The organism is Nonomuraea sp. NPDC050547, from assembly GCF_044457345.1.
Classification (GTDB): Bacteria; Actinomycetota; Actinomycetes; order Streptosporangiales; family Streptosporangiaceae; genus Nonomuraea.
Map to the genome: position 1 here is coordinate 20,256 of NZ_JBITGW010000037.1, position 16,166 is coordinate 36,421.

General features: G+C 74.4%; 6 protein-coding genes. All 6 read right to left on the bottom strand.

The genetic code is table 11. The features are described from left to right. Positions 1–22 precede the first annotated feature (22 nt). The 6 genes from ACIBHY_RS52990 to ACIBHY_RS53015 all read right to left on the bottom strand — a co-directional run bounded on the left by ACIBHY_RS52990 (position 23) and on the right by ACIBHY_RS53015 (position 15,927). Positions 23–5,410, bottom strand: a complete 5,388-nt coding sequence (locus ACIBHY_RS52990; protein WP_397310853.1) for an SDR family NAD(P)-dependent oxidoreductase — start codon at positions 5,408–5,410, stop codon at positions 23–25. Next, positions 5,410–8,877: an amino acid adenylation domain-containing protein gene (locus ACIBHY_RS52995; RefSeq protein WP_397310854.1), complete on the bottom strand. Its 3,468-nt coding sequence runs from the start codon at positions 8,875–8,877 to the stop codon at positions 5,410–5,412. The genes ACIBHY_RS52990 and ACIBHY_RS52995 overlap by 1 nt, the downstream gene beginning before the upstream one ends. After that, the gene (locus ACIBHY_RS53000; RefSeq protein WP_397310855.1) at positions 8,874–11,861 is read right to left on the bottom strand and encodes a thioesterase domain-containing protein; all 2,988 of its coding nucleotides are present in this window, start codon (positions 11,859–11,861) and stop codon (positions 8,874–8,876) included. The genes ACIBHY_RS52995 and ACIBHY_RS53000 overlap by 4 nt, the downstream gene beginning before the upstream one ends. After that, positions 11,858–13,528 (bottom strand): beta-ketoacyl synthase N-terminal-like domain-containing protein, encoded by a 1,671-nt coding sequence (locus ACIBHY_RS53005; protein WP_397310856.1) that lies wholly within the window; start codon positions 13,526–13,528, stop codon positions 11,858–11,860. The genes ACIBHY_RS53000 and ACIBHY_RS53005 overlap by 4 nt, the downstream gene beginning before the upstream one ends. Next, positions 13,528–14,886, bottom strand: coding sequence for a DUF6002 family protein (locus ACIBHY_RS53010; protein WP_397244590.1), 1,359 nt, complete (start codon positions 14,884–14,886; stop codon positions 13,528–13,530). Before ACIBHY_RS53010 ends, ACIBHY_RS53005 begins: the two co-directional genes overlap by 1 nt. Positions 14,887–14,970: 84 nt before the next feature. Further along, positions 14,971–15,927: a hypothetical protein gene (locus ACIBHY_RS53015; protein ID WP_397310857.1), complete on the bottom strand. Its 957-nt coding sequence runs from the start codon at positions 15,925–15,927 to the stop codon at positions 14,971–14,973. Positions 15,928–16,166 lie beyond the last annotated feature (239 nt).

Below are 16,166 nucleotides of genomic sequence, written 5' to 3' on the forward strand. Positions count from 1 at the left end.
CTCCTTTCCGGGTGGGTGGGTTCTAGGACATGCGCCGGGCGACGCGGGGGATCGGCGCCGACGCGGACGGGGCGGCGGCGGGGGCCGCGCCGTCCTGGGCGGCCCTGAGCGATTCGATCTTGGCCGCCATCTGCGCGATGGTCGGCGCCTCGAACAGCGCCCGCATCGGCAGCCGCACCCCGACCGTGGTTCTGACCTGCGCGATGAGCTGGACCGCGACGAGCGAGTTGCCGCCCAGGTCGATGAAGTCGTCGTCGGCGGCGATGTCCTTCACCCCGAGCACCCCGCTCCAGATCCCGGCCAGCGTCGTCTGCAGCTCGCCCTCCGGCGCCAGGAAGTCGCCGTCGCGGACCACCCGCACCGCCTCGGCCGCCTGCTCCGGCGCGGGCTCGTCGGCGGAGAAACGCCGCTCGCCCTCGATGATCTCGGCGATCGCCATCGAGCTGATCACGATCTGCGCGCCCGCGTCGGCGGCCAGCGCGCGGCGGAACGCCTCGACGCCGTCCACCGGCCGGATGCCGTCGCTCGGCTCCCCGCTCGCCCCGGCATAGCTCCAGCCGGTCGGCGCGGACTCGGGCACGTCGCCCAGCGCGCTCACCGTGCCCGGCTCCACCTGGCGCACCTCGAAGTCCTCGATCTCCACCAGGACCTTGCCCGACTCGTCGATGAGCGTGAAGTTCAGCGCCACCATCCGGCTGTCCCTGCGGAAGTCGCCCATGCGCAGGTGGCTGTAGAAGCGGTCGGGCAGCCGGTCGTGGACACGCACGGTCCCGTACGCCAGCGGCATGTAGGAAAGCCCCGTCTGGCGGCCGTCGCCGGTGCCGAAGGAGGTGGCGATGTCGAGCAGCACCGGGTGCAGCCCCCACCGGTCCAGGTCGGCGGCCACCGCGTCGATCGCCTCGACCAGGCCGATCTGCTCGCGCTCGCCGAACCAGACGTGCTCGGGGTGGTGCCAGCTCGGCCCGAAGTTGAGCACGCTGTCGTGGACGCCGACGATCTCCTCGGCGGTGGCCTTGCGCAACCCGCCCAGCAGCGCGTCCAGGTCCACCCGCGCGGGCGGCCGCGCCTCGGCCCAGACGGCGCTGCCCCGGGCGTGCATGCCCTCGTGGGTACGCAGCTCCAGCTCGCCGCCGTCCGCTGTCGTGACCACCTCCACGACCACCTCGCCGGTGGTGCCGGGCCGTACGGCCAGCGGCTTGACGAAGGCCAGGTCGCGCAGTTCGATGACGTGGCCGGGACCCGGGCTGGGCACGACCGCCTCGAACGCCGCCCGCACGCACTCCAGCTGCCCCGTCCCCGGCATGATCGGGACCTCGCCCATCCGGTGCTCGTCCAGCATCGCGTGGGTCTCCGCCGAGATCGGGCCGCGTACCTCGTGGCCGATCCGGCTGCGCAGGATGCCGTGCTCGACGGGCACCGCGGCGGTGACGCCGGCGTTCCTGCCGACGGCGGCCGGGGCGTCGGTGTCGGCGGCCATGCCCACCTCCAGCCAGACGCCCCAGTTGAGCGAGAGGACGCGCGGGCCGCCCTGGCGGGAGCGAGCGAAGGCGTCCTCGAAGGCGTTGCCCGCCGTGTAGTCCACCTGGCCGAAGCCGCCGGCGATGCCGGTCACCGAGGAGCACAGGGCGACGAAGTCCAGGTCGAGGTCGCCGAAGGCGTTCCAGAGGGCGAGCGTGCCGTAGATCTTGGGGGCGAGGACGGCCTGCGCCTCCTCGCGCTCCTTCAGCTCGACCATGCCGCCGCCGGGCAGGCCGGCCGCGTGCACGATGCCGTCGAGTCCGCCGAGCTCGGCCACCGCCTCCTCGCGGATCCGGCGCAGCCGTACGGGGTCGGTGACGTCGGCGGCGACGACCTTCACCGAGCCGCCCGCGGCCTCGACCCGCCGGATCGCGGCCGAGGCCCGCGCGGTGCGGGGGTCGCCCTCGGGCAGTCCCGAACGGCTCAGCAGCACGATCCGCGCGCGCAGCCGGGTGCCGAGCTCCTCGGCCATGGTGATGCCGATGCCGCCGGTGCCGCCGGTGATCAGGTAGCGTCCGCCGGGCTTGAGCACGTCGCCCGGCACGTCGGCGGGCAGCGGCGCCGGGCGGAAGCCGCGCTGCCAGCGCCGCCCGTTGCGCAGGGCCAGCGTGCCCTGCTCGGCGGGCCGGCGCAGCTCGGCCAGCAGCGCCTTCACCGGTGTGCCCGCCGGGTCGAGGTCGAGGTGGCCGACGGTCAGGCCGTCGATCTCCACCGGGGCGACCTGGGCGATCCCGGCCACGGTGGCGTGCTCGGGACGGGTCAGGTCGTGGCCCAGCACGTCCTGGGTGCCGTCGGTGACCACGTCGATCCGCACGCCCGCGGCCACCTGCGCGGCGGCCAGCGCCTGCGTCAGCCAGAGCAGGCTGTAGAGACCGTTCTCCTGGGCGGCGGCGGTGGCCTCCGGGTCGGTCCCGGCCGGGTGACCGGTCAGCGGCCAGGCGTGCACGATCCTCGCCGGTACGCCGCCGTCGTTCACCAGCGCCTCGACCAGCGCGTCATAGCCCGCCCGATCGCCGGGCACGAGCGTGTACCCGTCCGCGAGCCGGGCGAAGCCGGAACCGGGACGCACGGTGACGACCTCCGTGCCCCCCGCCCGCAACGCCGCGACCAGTTCCTCGCCCCGGGCGTCGCCGGCGAAGGCCAGGCACCGGGCGAACGGCTCACCGGCCGCGACCGTCGGCACCTCGTTCCAGGCGGGCACCTCGAACCAGTCGTCGAGACCCCGCGGCCCCGACGGCAGCACCGGGGCGGCGACCGCCTCCGGCGCCGACGGGCTGAGGAAGTGGTACTCACGCTCGTACGGATAGCCGGGCAGCGGCGCCCGCCGCCCCGGCACCGGGATGTCCACCGCGACCCCGGCGGTCCACAGCCGCCCGGCCGAGGTCAGCAGCGTCTCGGCCGCGCCCGCCCGCTCGGTCGCCGCGGGCAGGCTGGCCAGCGGCGCCAGGCCGTCCTTCGGCGTCTGCATCCTGGCCAGACCGGCCAGTTGCTTGCCCGGCCCGCACTCCAGCAGCACCCACCGGCCCTCGGCCAGCAGCGTCGCCACGCAGTCGGCGAAACGCACCGGCCGCCGCAGATGCCGGGCCCAGTACGCCGGGTCCACGGCCTCCTCCGGAGTGATCCAGTCGCCGGTCACGTTCGACAGGAACGGCAGCAGCGGCGCCTGCCTCGGCACCGCGGCGACCACCTCGGTGAACTCGGCCAGGATCGGGTCCATCATCGGCGAGTGGAAGGCGTGCGAGGTGCGCAGCGCGGTGGTCTTGACGTCCTCCTCGTCCTTCAGCCGCGCCGCGAACGCGTCCACCGCCGCCGCGGGCCCCGCCACCACGCAGACGCCTGGGCCGTTCACGGTGGCGATGCCCACGCCCTCGGGCAGCCGCGCCGCCACCCACTCCTCGTCCCGCTGTACGGCCAGCATCGACCCGGCCGGCATCGACTGCATCAGCCGGCCACGGGCGCACACCAGGCGCACCGCGTCGGGCAGGGTGAAGACACCGGCGAGCGTGGCCGCCACGTACTCGCCGATCGAGTGGCCGATCATGGCCGCCGGCTCGACACCCCAGTGCCGCCAAAGCTTGGCCAGGCCGTACTCGATCATGAAGAGGGCGGGCTGGGTGCGGCGGGTCTCGCGCAGCAGCGCGTCGGACTCCGGGCCGCGGCCGAACATCGCCGCCCGCAGGTCCTCGCCCAGCTCGGCCGCGGCGAGCTCGGCGCACTCGTCGATCGCCGCGGCGAAGACCGGCTCCGTCTCGTACAGGTCCGCGCCCATGCCCGCGTACTGGGCGCCCTGGCCGGAGAACAGCAGCGCGACGCCCGGCGCCGGGTCGCCTGCGGTGCCGGTGAGGAAGCGGCGGCGCTCGCGCAGCGCGCTCACCGCGTCGGTCAGGTCGGCGGCGACCACGCCCGCGCGGTGTTTGTAGACCGAGCGGCCCACGTCGAGCGTGTGGGCGACGTCGTCCAGGACCAGGTCCGCGGTCTTCTCCAGGTGGGCGGCGAGCTGGTCGCGGGCGGTGCTCAGGGCGCCGGCCGTACGGGCGGACAGGCGCAGCAGGCGGGGACGGCCGGCGGGGGCGGGACGCGGCTCGGGCGCGGGCGCCTCCTGGAGCACCACGTGCGCGTTCGTGCCGCCGATGCCGAACGAGCTGACCGCCGCCCGCCTCGGCTCGCCTCCCGCCAGCCACTTGGTGGGCGCGGTGACCACGTAGAACGGGCCGGCGTCGAAGTCGATGGCCGGGTTCGGCTCGTCGAAGTTGATGCTCGGCGGGATCATCCCGTGCTCCAGCGTGAGCACCGCCTTGATCAGGCCGATCACGCCGGAGGCCTGGCTGAGGTGGCCGATGTTGGACTTCACCGAGCCGATGCCGCACCAGCCGGTGTCCTGGGCGTCGCGGCCGTAGACGCTGGTCAGCGCGGCCACCTCGATCGGGTCGCCGAGCGCGGTGCCGGTGCCGTGGGCCTCGACGTAGCCGACGGTGCGCGGGTCCACGTTCGCGACGCCGAGCGCCTCCTGGATGACCGCGGCCTGGCCCTCGACGCTCGGCGCGGAGAAGCCCGCCTTGCCGGCGCCGTCGTTGTTGATCGCGTTGCCCAGGATCAGGCCCCTGACGTGGTCGCCGTCGGCCTGCGCGTCGCTGAGCCGCTTGAGCATGATCACGCCGGTGCCGCTGCCCCAGATGGTGCCGTCGGCCTTGGCGTCGAACGGGCGTACGTGGCCGTCGGAGGAGGTGAACCCGTCCATGGACGGGTAGCCGAGCCCCCACGGGAACTCCAGGCACACGCCGCCGGCCAGCGCCATGTCGCACTCGGCGCTGCGCAGCGCCTCGCAGGCCAGGTGGACGGCCACCAGCGAGGACGAGCAGGCCGTCGAGACCGTCATGCTCGGGCCGCGCAGGTCCAGGCGGTAGGAGACGGTGGTGGCGATGTAGTCGATGTTGTTGCTGACCGCCACGCCGACGCCGATGGCGCCGAGCGACTGGGCGGCGTGGGTGCGGATGTTCAGCCACTGGTAGACGCTCGGGCCGGTGCCGGTGTAGACGCCGATGTCGCCGTCGAAGCGGGTGGCGTCGTAACCGGCGTTGAGCAGCGTCGCGTGCGCCTGCTCCAGGAAGACGCGCAGCTGCGGGTCGGCGATCTCGGCCTCGCGCGGGTTCATGCCGAACAGGCCCGCGTCGAAGTACTCCATGTCGCTGATGATCTGGGCGGCGGGCACGAAGGCCGGGTGCTCGACCATCTCGCGGTTGGCGCCCAGCGCGAGCTGCTCCTCCAGCGTGGTCACGGTCAGCGAGTCGTGGCCGGCGACGAGGTTGCGCCAGAACTCCTCGATGCTGGCCGCGCCCGGCACCCGGGCGCTCATGCCGATGATGGCGATGGGCTCGGCGGCGAACTCCGTCACTAGATCCTCCTGCGCTTTTCCTGCCGGCTCCGGCGGGCCTGGGCGCGCCGGTCGGCTCTGTTCAGTTCTGGCGTGCCGGACTCCCCGTCGAGGAAGGCCGCGAGTCCACGGACTGTCGTGTGCTTGAAGAGGTCGACGATGGTCAGCTCCCGGCCGAGCAGCGCCGCGAGGCGGGCCCTGACCCTGACCATGGCCAGCGAGTTGCCGCCGGCGTCGAAGAAGTTCGCGGTGGCGCCGACCTCGTCCTCGCGGTCGAGCACCTCCCGCCAGACCCGGGCGACCAGCCGCTCGGTCACCGTGACCGGCCGCGCCGAGCCGGCCATCGGCGCCGCCCGCGCCGGGCCCTCGCCCGGCACCTTGCCGGGCAGCTCGCGGACGCCTTCAGCCGGTGCGCCGGCGCCGGGCAGCTCGCGGACGCCCTCGGCCAGTGCGGCGGCGCCGGGCAGCTCGTGGGCTCCGATCGGGGCGTGCGGGTCGGCCGCCGCCGCCGCGAGCAGCGCGCCGTAGGCCGACAGCAGCCGCTCCACGCGCGCGTCCGTGTACAGGTCGGCGTTGTAGACGCAGTCGATCGCGTACGCGCCGTCGCGCTCGACCGCGTAGATCGTCAGGTCGAACGGCGAGCCGGCCACCCCGGGCACCGCCCGCTCCGAACGCACCCCGGGCAGCGGCAGCCTGGGCTCGGGGAAGTTGTAGACGTTGAACAGCACCTGCACCAGCGGGGCACGGCCCGGGTCGCGGGGCACGGCGACGGCGTCCACGATCCGGTCCAGCGCCACCGCGTGGTGACCGAGGGCGGACAGGAACTCGCCGGCGGCGGCGCGTACCCGGTCGGCGAAGCTGTCGCCCGCGTCCGCGCGCAGCCGGAGCGGCACCACCTCCAGGAAGAAGCCGACCAGGTCGTGGAAGGCCTCGTGCCTGCGGTCGGCCGACGGCGTGCCGACCAGGATGTCGTCGCGGCCGGTGACCCGGCGCACCACCTCGGCGAACGCGGCCAGCATGGCGGTGGGCGGGGTCGTGCCGAGTTCGACGGCCAGCGTCCTGAGCGCGCCCGAGGTGTGCGCGCCCAGCGTGAGGCTCGCCCGGCCGCCCGCGTAGGTCTGCACCGGCGGCCGGGGGCGGTCGCGGGGCAGGTCCAGCACGACGGGGGCGCCGTCGAGGTGCGCCTTCCACCAGTTCAGATGGTCCTGGCCGTGTTCGCGCTCCTGGCGGTCGCGCCAGGCCACGTAGTCGGCGAACCGCGCGGGCGGGGCGGGCAGGTCCTCGCCCGCGTAGGCCCGGCCGAGGTCCTCCAGGAACGGGCGCTGCGACCAGCCGTCGAAGACCGCGTGGTGGAAGGTGAGCGCCAGCACGTGCTCCCGCTCCCCGAGCCGCAACAGCCTGGCCCGCCACAACGGCCCAGCCGCCAGCTCGAAGCGGTGCCCGGACTCCTGCGCCAGCACCGCCTCCAGCCGCTCCTCGGAAACGTCCTCCACCGCCAGCCGCACCGCCGTCGGCGGGTCCACCTCCACGTACGGCACGCCCGCCGCGTCCGGCACCCGCCAGCGCAGGACCTCGTGCCGGGCGATCACCGTGGCCAGCGCGCCGCCCAGCGCGGCCACGTTCAGCGGCCCGTGCAGGCGTTCGGCCAGGGCGAGGTTGTAGGCGGTGGCGCCGGGGGCGAGCTTGTCCACGAACCACAGGCGGCGCTGCGCCGGTGACAGCGCGGGCGGGTTGCCGGTGGGGAGCCGCTCCGCCCGTGGACCGGCGGCGGCGGCGCGGGCCGCGAAGCCGCCCAGGGTGCGCCCGGCGAACACGTCCTCCACCGCGACGGCCAGCTCCAGCGTGCCGCCCACGGCCGCGACCAGGCGCATCGCGGCCACCGAGTCCCCGCCCATGGCGAAGAAGTCGTCCTCCATCGCGGCGTCCCGGTAACCCAGCACCTGGGTCCACAGGTCGGCCAGCGCGCGTTCCAGCGGGGTGGCGGGCACGACCGCGGCGACCGCGCCGCCGGGTGTCCGGCCGTCCACCAAGCTCCCGTCCGGCGTCCGGCCGTTCTCGGTCAGGGCGCGCAGGGCCAGGCCGTCCACCTTGCCCGAGGGGGTCAGAGGGAGGGCGGCGAGCCGTACGAGCTGGGCGGGGACCATCGCGGCGGGCAGGCGCTCGGCGCAGTGGGAGAGGAGGTCGGACGCGTCCGCGTCCGGGCTGCAGAAGGCGACCAGCCGCGGACCCGAGGGTCCGTCCACGGCCTCGACCACCGCGTGCTCGACCGACGGATGGGCCCGCAGGACGGTCTCGACCTCGCCGATCTCCACTCGCTGCCCGCGGATCTTGACTTGGCGGTCACTCCTCCCCAGGAAGTGCAGGCCCTCCTCGTCGCGCCTGGCCAGGTCGCCGGTGCGGTAGAGGCGGGCGCCGTGCCCGGAGGGGTCGGGCACGAAGCGGTCGGCGGTCAGCGCGGGCCGCCCCAGGTAGCCCCTGGCCACGCCGGTGCCGCCGAGCAGCAGTTCCCCGGTGCCGCCGTCGGGCACCGCGCCGACGGTCTCGTCGAAGACCGCCGCCGTGTAGCCGGGCAGCGGGGCGCCGATCGGGAGGGAGCGCTCCCAGCGGCCGCGCGCCTCGAAGGAGGTGGCCCAGACGGTCGCCTCGGTGGGGCCGTAGCAGTTGAGGAAGCGCTTGCCGGTCGAGGTCCAGCGCTCGACCTGCTCGGGCCCGGGGGCCTCGCCGCCGGTGATGACGGTACGCCACTCCGGCAGCCCGGCCGGTTCCAGAAGGGTCAGCAGCACCACCGGGATCCAGCCCCAGTCCACCCGGTGCCCCGCCACGAACCGCTGCAGCCGGCCGGGGTCGGCCCGGTCGGCGTCCCCGGCCAGCTGCAGCGCGCCGCCGGTGGCCAGCGTGACGAAGATGTCGAGCACGGACAGGTCGAACGTGAGCGCGGCGAACCCCAGCGCCCTGGTGTCCTGCCCCGCCCCGGTGTGCCGGGCGAAGCCGTCGGCGAAGGCCGCCACGCTGTGCTGCTCGACCACGACGCCCTTGGGCCGCCCGGTCGAGCCCGAGGTGTACAGGACGTAGGCGGCGTTGCCCGGCCCGGCGCCCGACGGCGGGCACGGGCCGTCGTCGCCGTCGTCGGCGCGCACCCGCCGCACACCGGTGAACCCGGCCGCGGTGTCGTCGTCGACGATCACGGTGGTGATGCCCGCGTCGGCGAGGATCTCCTCGCGCCGGACGGGCGGGCCGTCCGGGTCGAGCGGCACGTACGCGCCACCGGCACGCAGCACGCCCAGAATCGCGACGATCATCGACGGCCTGCGCCGCAGGCACACGCCCACCAGCGTCTCGGGGCCGACGCCGAGGGCGCGCAGCCGTATCGCCAGCCGCTCGGCACGGGCGGCGAGCTCGCCATAGGTGAGCACGTCCGCCCACTGCCGGACGGCCACCGCGCCGGGCCGCCGCGCGGCCCGGGAGAGGATGAGTTCAGCCAGGCTCACGCGAGACCTCCGGGAGTCGCGGGATCGACCAGGTGCAGGCGCAGTTCGTTGAAGTAGCCGCGGCCCCGCGCGTCGGGCAGCCACGCCTGCCCGGGGCCGGGCAGCAGCTCGGTGATCGTGACCTTCACGCCGCCGCCCGCGCGCGCCTGGGCCGAGCGCAGCATCATGCAGAGCATCGAGGCGTAGAACGGGCTGGTCAGATCGACGTAGGTGGGTTTGATCTCGCTGCTCAGCTTGACGAAGACGTGCTCCGGCAGGCCGAGTGCCAGGCGCCAGCGGCGTACGGCGAGGTAGCGTTCGCGCTCGCCGGTCACCTCGGTCAGGCCGCTCTCCCCGGCCGTGGTCCGCCAGGTCTCCCGGGCGACGACGAGGCGGCCGATGGAGATCCGCGGCGTGTGCCCACCGGCGGCGGCCAGCTTGAAGCCGTCGACCGCGTGGATCGCCAGCAGCTCGGAGAACACCTCGACCAGCGGCCAGCGCTGCCCGTCCGGCGCGACGGCGACCAGGTCGCCGCCGACCTCGCGGACCTGGATCGAGGTCGCGGGCAGGATCGTGGCCGGGTCCGCGCCGGGCGCGGCGGTCCAGCCGAGCCGCCGCAGGCCGGGACCCGCCAGCGCGCGCGAGACCCTGCCGGTGTGCAGCGGCCAGGTGTCGGGGTAGAGCGGCGCGAGGCGGTTCGGCCCGATGTCGGCGTCGAGGGCGTCGGCGAGCGCGCCGGGGTCCGGGTGCGCGCCGGTGAACACCCAGGTGTCGAACGTCGGCCAGGCCGCGTGCATCTCGCCGAGCACGACCGTGTAGTCGCCCCGGTTGACCGCGTCCGCGTCGGGCGCGCAGAGCTGCAGGTCGGGGGCGTGCAACCGGCCCGCCCACCAGCCGGGGCGGGCCGCCGGGAAGGTACGCGCCACCACCCCGGCCAGCTCGGCGGCGGTCAGCCGTACCTCGGAGGCGTCCTCGGGCAGGTCGTCCAGGCCGAACACCGCGCGCCAGCGGGCGGCGAAGCCGGCCGCCACCTCGTCCACCGGCCGCCGCGCCGAGCCGAACAGGGCGCCCTGGGCCAGGTACCACACGTCGGCCAGCAGGACCTCGCCCTCGGTGTCGGCCCGCAGCTCGTCGAAGAGCTCGCGCAGCGCGTCGCCGTAGACCCTGACCAGTTCGACGGTCAGCCAGCGGGCGGCCTGGAGCATCAGCGCCATCGGCTCGGCGAGGTCGTCGAGGAGCTGACCGCCGAAGACCACGCGCAGGTCGCGGGTGGTGTCCTCGTAGAGCAGGCCACGACCGGCGTAGGTCTGCCCGGGGCGGCGCACGGTCTCGCCGACGACCGAGGTGAACCGGTCGTTCAGCGCCAGCAATGCGGCCAGAAGCTCGTCGGGATCGCCCGCCGCGTCGGCCACCCGGTCCCTGGCGGCGCGCAGGTCCTTGAACACGGCCAGCGCGCCGGCGTGGCCCGCGCGGGTCAGCAGCTTGTGCACGTGCCGCTCGGCCTCCTCGGTGACCGGCACGTTGCCCGTCCAGTCGATCAGCTCGCGCTCGGCCAGCATGTCGAGGGTCAGGTAGACATCGTCGGGCGACCTGAAGCCGGCGGCGCCGATCAGCTCGCCGGCGATCTCCACGGCGGGCCGCCCGTCGCAGCGGCTCAGCACGGCCTCCTCGGCCGCCGAGATCGGCACCGGCGGGAAGGCGGGGCGCAGAAGCTTGCGTCCGGCCAGGGTCAGGTGGGGCTGCAGGACCGGCGGGTAGCCGCGGCGTACGGCGGGGTCCTCGGCGAGCTTGGCGGCCAATGCCCTGAGCGCCCAGTCCTCGAAGCGGACGCGGCGGCTCGCCAACAGGCCGGGGCCGGGTTCGGCGGTGACCGCGGGGCCGTCCGCGCGGATTCCGGCCCAGGTGACCGGGCCGAAGAAGCCGACGCTGTCGTTCTTGGCGGTGTAGCGCTGCCAGTACTTGAGGATGATCTGTTCGCGTTCGCGGCGCTTGTTGTTGCGCTTCTGGCCGGGACCGCCCTTGACCAGGCCGTCGAGCGCGGCGAGGGCGGTGCGGTTCTGCCAGGTGACGGCCTCGCGGAACAACGGGTCGGCGGCCAGCTCGCAGGCGTCCTCGCTGCCCGCGGCGAGCGCGGCGGCCAGCGTCTTGGCGAAGGTCTCCTCGTCGAGTTCCCCGGCGAGGAAGGCGTCGGCGGCTCGCGCGCACTCGGGGGCGGAGAAGCGCGCCAGACCGTCGGCGGGGAAGCCGGTGCTGCGCAGCACCGCGTCCTTCCACACCGACCAGCCGGTCCCGCCCAGCGGCAGCAGATGGCGCGGCTGCCTGCCGAGGTCGTGGCAGATCGCGTCCAGGATCTGCGGGGCGCGTTCGTGCACGAAGAAGTGGCCGCCGGGCTCGGTCCGCAGCTCGAAGCCGGCGGTGCTCTCGCGGCGCCAGCCGTCCACGAGCCCGGGGTCGATGGAGGGGTCGTCCCGGCCGGCGAAGGCCGTGATCGGCACCTCCAGCGGGGCCTCGCGCTCGTAGACGTAGGTGTCCAGCCAGGCGAAGTCGGCGCGGAAGACCGGCAGCAGCAGCTCGCGCATCTCGGGGTCGTCGAGGATCTCCCGCGGCATCCCGCCGAGCTCCGTCAGCCGCGCGAACAGCGCCTCGTCGTCCGCCCTTGCCAGCTCCGACAGCGGTTCGACCGTGTCGGGCGCGCGGCACGCGCTCACGTACAGCGCCAGCGGCAGGCCTTCGCCGCGCCTGCGCAGCTCCCGCACCACCTCGAAGCCCAGCCGCCCGCCCATGGAATGCCCGAAGATCGCGTACGGCCGGCCGCCCGCCTGCCCGGCGATGTCGTCGGCGAGCTGGGCAACGTTCACGTCCGGCGGCTCCAGGAACCGCGCCTCCCGTCCGGGCAGCGCCACGGCGCGCACGTCCAGCCGGTGCCCGGCGATCGCCTGCCAGGCGCGGAAGGCGCTCGGCGCGCCGCCGGCGTAGGGGATGCAGAAGAGGATGGGGGTGGTCATCGCGGGATCTCCGACCAGTACGTGCGTCGCTCGAACGGGTAGCCGGGCAGCGGGACCCGGCGGGCGCCGGGATGCTCGGGCGGAGTGACGGGCTCGCCTCGCAGCCACCGCTCGGCCGGCTCGTGCGGGGCGTCGCCCGTCCGGGGAGCCGGGGCCACGGTGCCCGGCGTGGCGGTGGCCAGGGCGGCGACGGCGCCGGGGAGATCTTCGGCCAGGACGGCCGTGCGGTGGGTGAAGAAGCGGCGTCCGTTCCACAGGGTGTGGGCGACGTCGTCGAGGCGGAGGCCGGGATGGGCGGCGAGGTGGGCTGCGAGGGCGGCCGCGAGCCGGGAGAGCGCCTCGGGGGTGCGGGCCGAGAGGGGGAGCGCGTACCGGCCGGTGAGCGGGGGGCGCTCGGGTGGTTCCGGGGGCTGTTCGACGATCACGTGGGCGTTGGTGCCGCCGAGCCCGAACGAGCTGACTCCGGCTCGCCGTATGGGATCCTCCCAGGTCACGGTCTGCTGGGGGATCACGAACGGCACGTCCCCCAGATCCGGATTTTTCGTCTTGAAGTGGAGATTGGCCGGAATCAGCCCGGTCTGTACGGCCAGCACCGCCTTGATCAGCCCCACGGCCCCGGCGGCGGCGTCAAGGTTGCCCAGGTTGGTCTTGACCGACCCCAGTACCAGCGGCCCCCTGAACACCCGCGCCAGCGCCGCCACCTCGATCGCGTCACCGACCGGCGTACCGCTGCCGTGAGCCTCCACGAACCCGATGTCGCCCGGGTTCAGCTCCGCCCCCGCCAGCGCCTCGGCCACCACGGCCGCCTGGCCCTCCAGCCCGGGAGCGGCGAACCCGGCGCGGGCCGCGCCGTCGTTGGCGACCGCCCAGCCGCGCAGCACGCCGTACACGTGGTTGCGGTCGGTGAGCGCGTCCTCCATGCGCTTGAGCGCGAGCACCGCGACCCCGCTGCCGTAGGCGGCGCCCTGGGCGGCGGCGTCGAACGCGCGGCAGCGGCCGTCCGGGGCGACCATCCCGCCCTCGACGTGCTTGAAGCGCGGCTCGATGACGCTCACCCCGCCCGCCAGCGCCAGGTCGCAGCGGTAGTCGAGCAGGCTTTGCGCCGCCTGGCAGACCGCGACGAGCGAGCTGGAACAGGCGGTCTGCACGGCCACCGCCGGGCCGGTGAGACCCAGCCGGTAGGCGGCCTGCGCGGGCAGGTAGTCGGCCGTCCAGCCGGGGGCCAGCCGTTCCTCCCAGTCGTCGGGCTGGCCTTCGGCCAGCAGCCGGTACAGGAAGTACCGGTTGACCGAGGAGCCGGCGAAGACGCCGACGACGCCGTCGTAGGAGCCGGGGGCGTGGCCGGCGTCCTCCATGCACGCCCACGCCTGCTCGACGAAGAGCCGCTGCTGCGGGTCCATGCGCACGGCCTCGTCCGCCGGCACGCCGAAGAAGCCGGCGTCGAAGCCGTCCACGCCGTCCACCCGGCCGCCGGACGGCACGTGCGCGGGGTCGGCGATCAGCTGTTCGGGCAGGCCGAGCGCGCGCAGCTCGGCCTCGGTGTAGTCGTGCACGCAGTCCACGCCGTCGAGGAGGTTGCGCCAGAGCTCCGGCACCCCGGCCGCGCCGGGGAAGCGGCCGGCCACGCCGACGATGGCGATCTCGTCGCCGGTGTACGAGCCGTCCATCAGCCGAGGACCGCCCGCGCCACGTCCTCGGCGCCGTCCACCATGATCTGGGCGGAGCGCGGCAGCACCTCGTAGTCGGCGGTGGAGTAGCTGCCCGAGCCGTGCACCACCACGTCGCGCGGCGCCTCGACCAGGCCGCGGTCGATCGCGTTCAGCACCCCGGTCAGCGCCATGACCAGCGACCATTCGCGTAGCGTCCGGAAGTCGGCGGGCAGCTCGCGACCGGTGCCCGCGAGCATCTCGCGCAGCCGCGGATAACGCTCGACGCACTCGGCCAGCGAGACCACGATGCCGTCGCCGCCGTGCCTGGCGATCAGCTCGTTCATGGCCGGGGAGGTGGCCGGGCGGTGGGTGTAGAAGGTCGGGTCGAGCACCTCCGCCGGGTCGTAGGTGACCTGCGGGAAGCGGGGGTCGGCGCTCTGCACGTAGCGACCGTCCACGGCCTCGTAGACGGGCGCGTTGTCCCGCTCGAAGCCGCCGTGGCGCAGGTTGAGCACCATGTCCGGGGTGCCGAGGTGCTGCACCAGCAGGCTCGCCGGGCGGGCCGCCGGGTCGGCCAGGCCGGCGAGCTCCAGGACCTCGCGGCCGCGGTGGTAGCCGAGCAGGCCGAAGGCGCTGGAGACCGCGTGCGCGTGCAGGCGCGGCCCAGCGTCGGGGGCGGCGCGCTGCTCGAAGAACGCGCGGGCGGTGTCGGCCACCAGGTAGTTGCCCAGCTCCAGCGAGAACCACAGGTTGCCGCCGGCGGCGCGGAACTCGCCGGCGTACTTGTCGGCGAAGCGGCGGCCGATGGCCTTGACGTCCTCCGGGTGCTCGCCGCCGTAGACCAGCATCGGGTTGAGCGCGGCCAGGGCCGGATCGGACGACAGGCGCGAGGCGCGCAGCTTGGCCTGGCACGACTCCGGCGCCAGGATGACCACGCGCAGCTGGGCGGGGTCGGCCAGGCCGTGGTCGATCGCGCGCAGCACCGCGTCGCGCAGGGCGGTGCCCTTGTTCGCCGAAGTGGGGGAGAAGATCGTGATCGGCTCGCCGTGGCGGCGGATGTACTCCACCGCGCGCGCCACGATGAGCAGCGAGGCGAACGTCTTCGTGGTGCCGGTGCCCGGGTTTCCGGTCAGGTCGAGGAGGCTGAGGTCGTGCCCGCCGTAGTCGCCGAGCGGCCGCCACGCCGCCGTCGCCACGTCGAGGAAGCCGCGTACGTCGTCGTCGAGCTCCGGTAGCAGGAAGCCGGGGGAGAAGCCGGCCGGCTCCCTGACCGGCTCCGGGTCGGCGACGCAGGCCGCGATCGAGCGGGGCAACTGGTCGTAGAAGTCGGTCAGCAGGTTGGCGGTCGTCTCGACGGTGCGTAAGGAGTTCGGCATGGCGTCAACGCCCCTCTTCCTGGCGATGGTCCTGGTGGGACCGTGGTGGTGCGGCGGTTCCGGGTTCGGGACCGCTGAAGTGGTTCAGGCCGGTTCGCGGCCGGTGTCCTGCCGGCCGGCCGCCGCGCGGCGGAGCCGGGTTCTGAGCTGCTCAAGGGCGGCGGTGGCCGGCTCCAGGTCGGTGACGGGGAAGCCGTCCGCGAGGTCGGGTGCGACGGCGGCCAGCTGTTCTCGTGCGGCGGGCGCGAAGGTGACGCGGCCGTCTTCGACGACCACCCCGTCGCGCAGGGCCGCCCGCTGGTTGAAGTCGACCGCCTCCTTCTCCTCCACGCCGTACGGCAGACGCAGCCGTATCCCCGAGGCGAGCGAGGCGTGGACCGGATACCCGCCGGGCAGCCCCAGCGGTCCTGGCAGGTGGGTGGGCACGTCGTGGCCCGCGATCAGGGCGGCGACCAGCCGGGCGGAGGCCAGGCCGGTGACGTGGTTGAGCTCGGCGCGCCCGGCGGCGCGCTGCGCGGCCAGCAGGCCGCCCACGTCCGCCAGCTCCCGATCCTCTTCCCGACCCGCTCCCCGATCTCCGCCCCGATCTTCGTGCCGGTCTCCGCCCCGATCTTCGTCCCCGAGCCAGGCGCGCGCCTCCGGGTGGCCGTCCCGCGGTGGATAGAGGTGGCTGTGGTGGGCGAGCATCCGCAGGTCACGCTGGTCGGACAGGCCCAGCGCGGCCTGTGCGCTCGCGGCGAGCAGCGCCGCGTTGCCGATGCCACACCACAGGGGCAGGCCCAGCGCCGCGGCGAGGGGGTTCACCGCGTCGGGGAAGCAGGCGTTGATCACCCAGGTCCCCGCCGGGGCCGCGCGGGCGACCCGGAGCGCGGCCTCCGCCTGGAAGGGCAGAGTGACCCCGAATCCCGCCTTTTCCAGGAATTCCGTCCATTTGGAGGGGGAATTCTGGCGTTCCCAGGGTGACTGGGTGGAGGCGGCGACGAGCACGCCATTGGGAACGATCTGACCGAGTGTCTCCGCGAGTGCTTCATTGCTGGTCAAGCTGCTTTTTCGGGCCTCGAAGACGACCGGGGCGCCGGAAAGTGCGGCGCGAGTTGACGACACATAGGCGGCTTCGTGTGTTTTGTCGATGTTACGGCCGAGTATCACAACACGGATCGGACTGGTCGCGACCACGGCGAGCGAGTAACAGAATGCGCGAGCCAGGCTCCCCGTCCCGACCAGGGCCAATACGGTGGCATCGCTCATGCTGAGCAGGCCTGTTTGAAAATTGAACGACA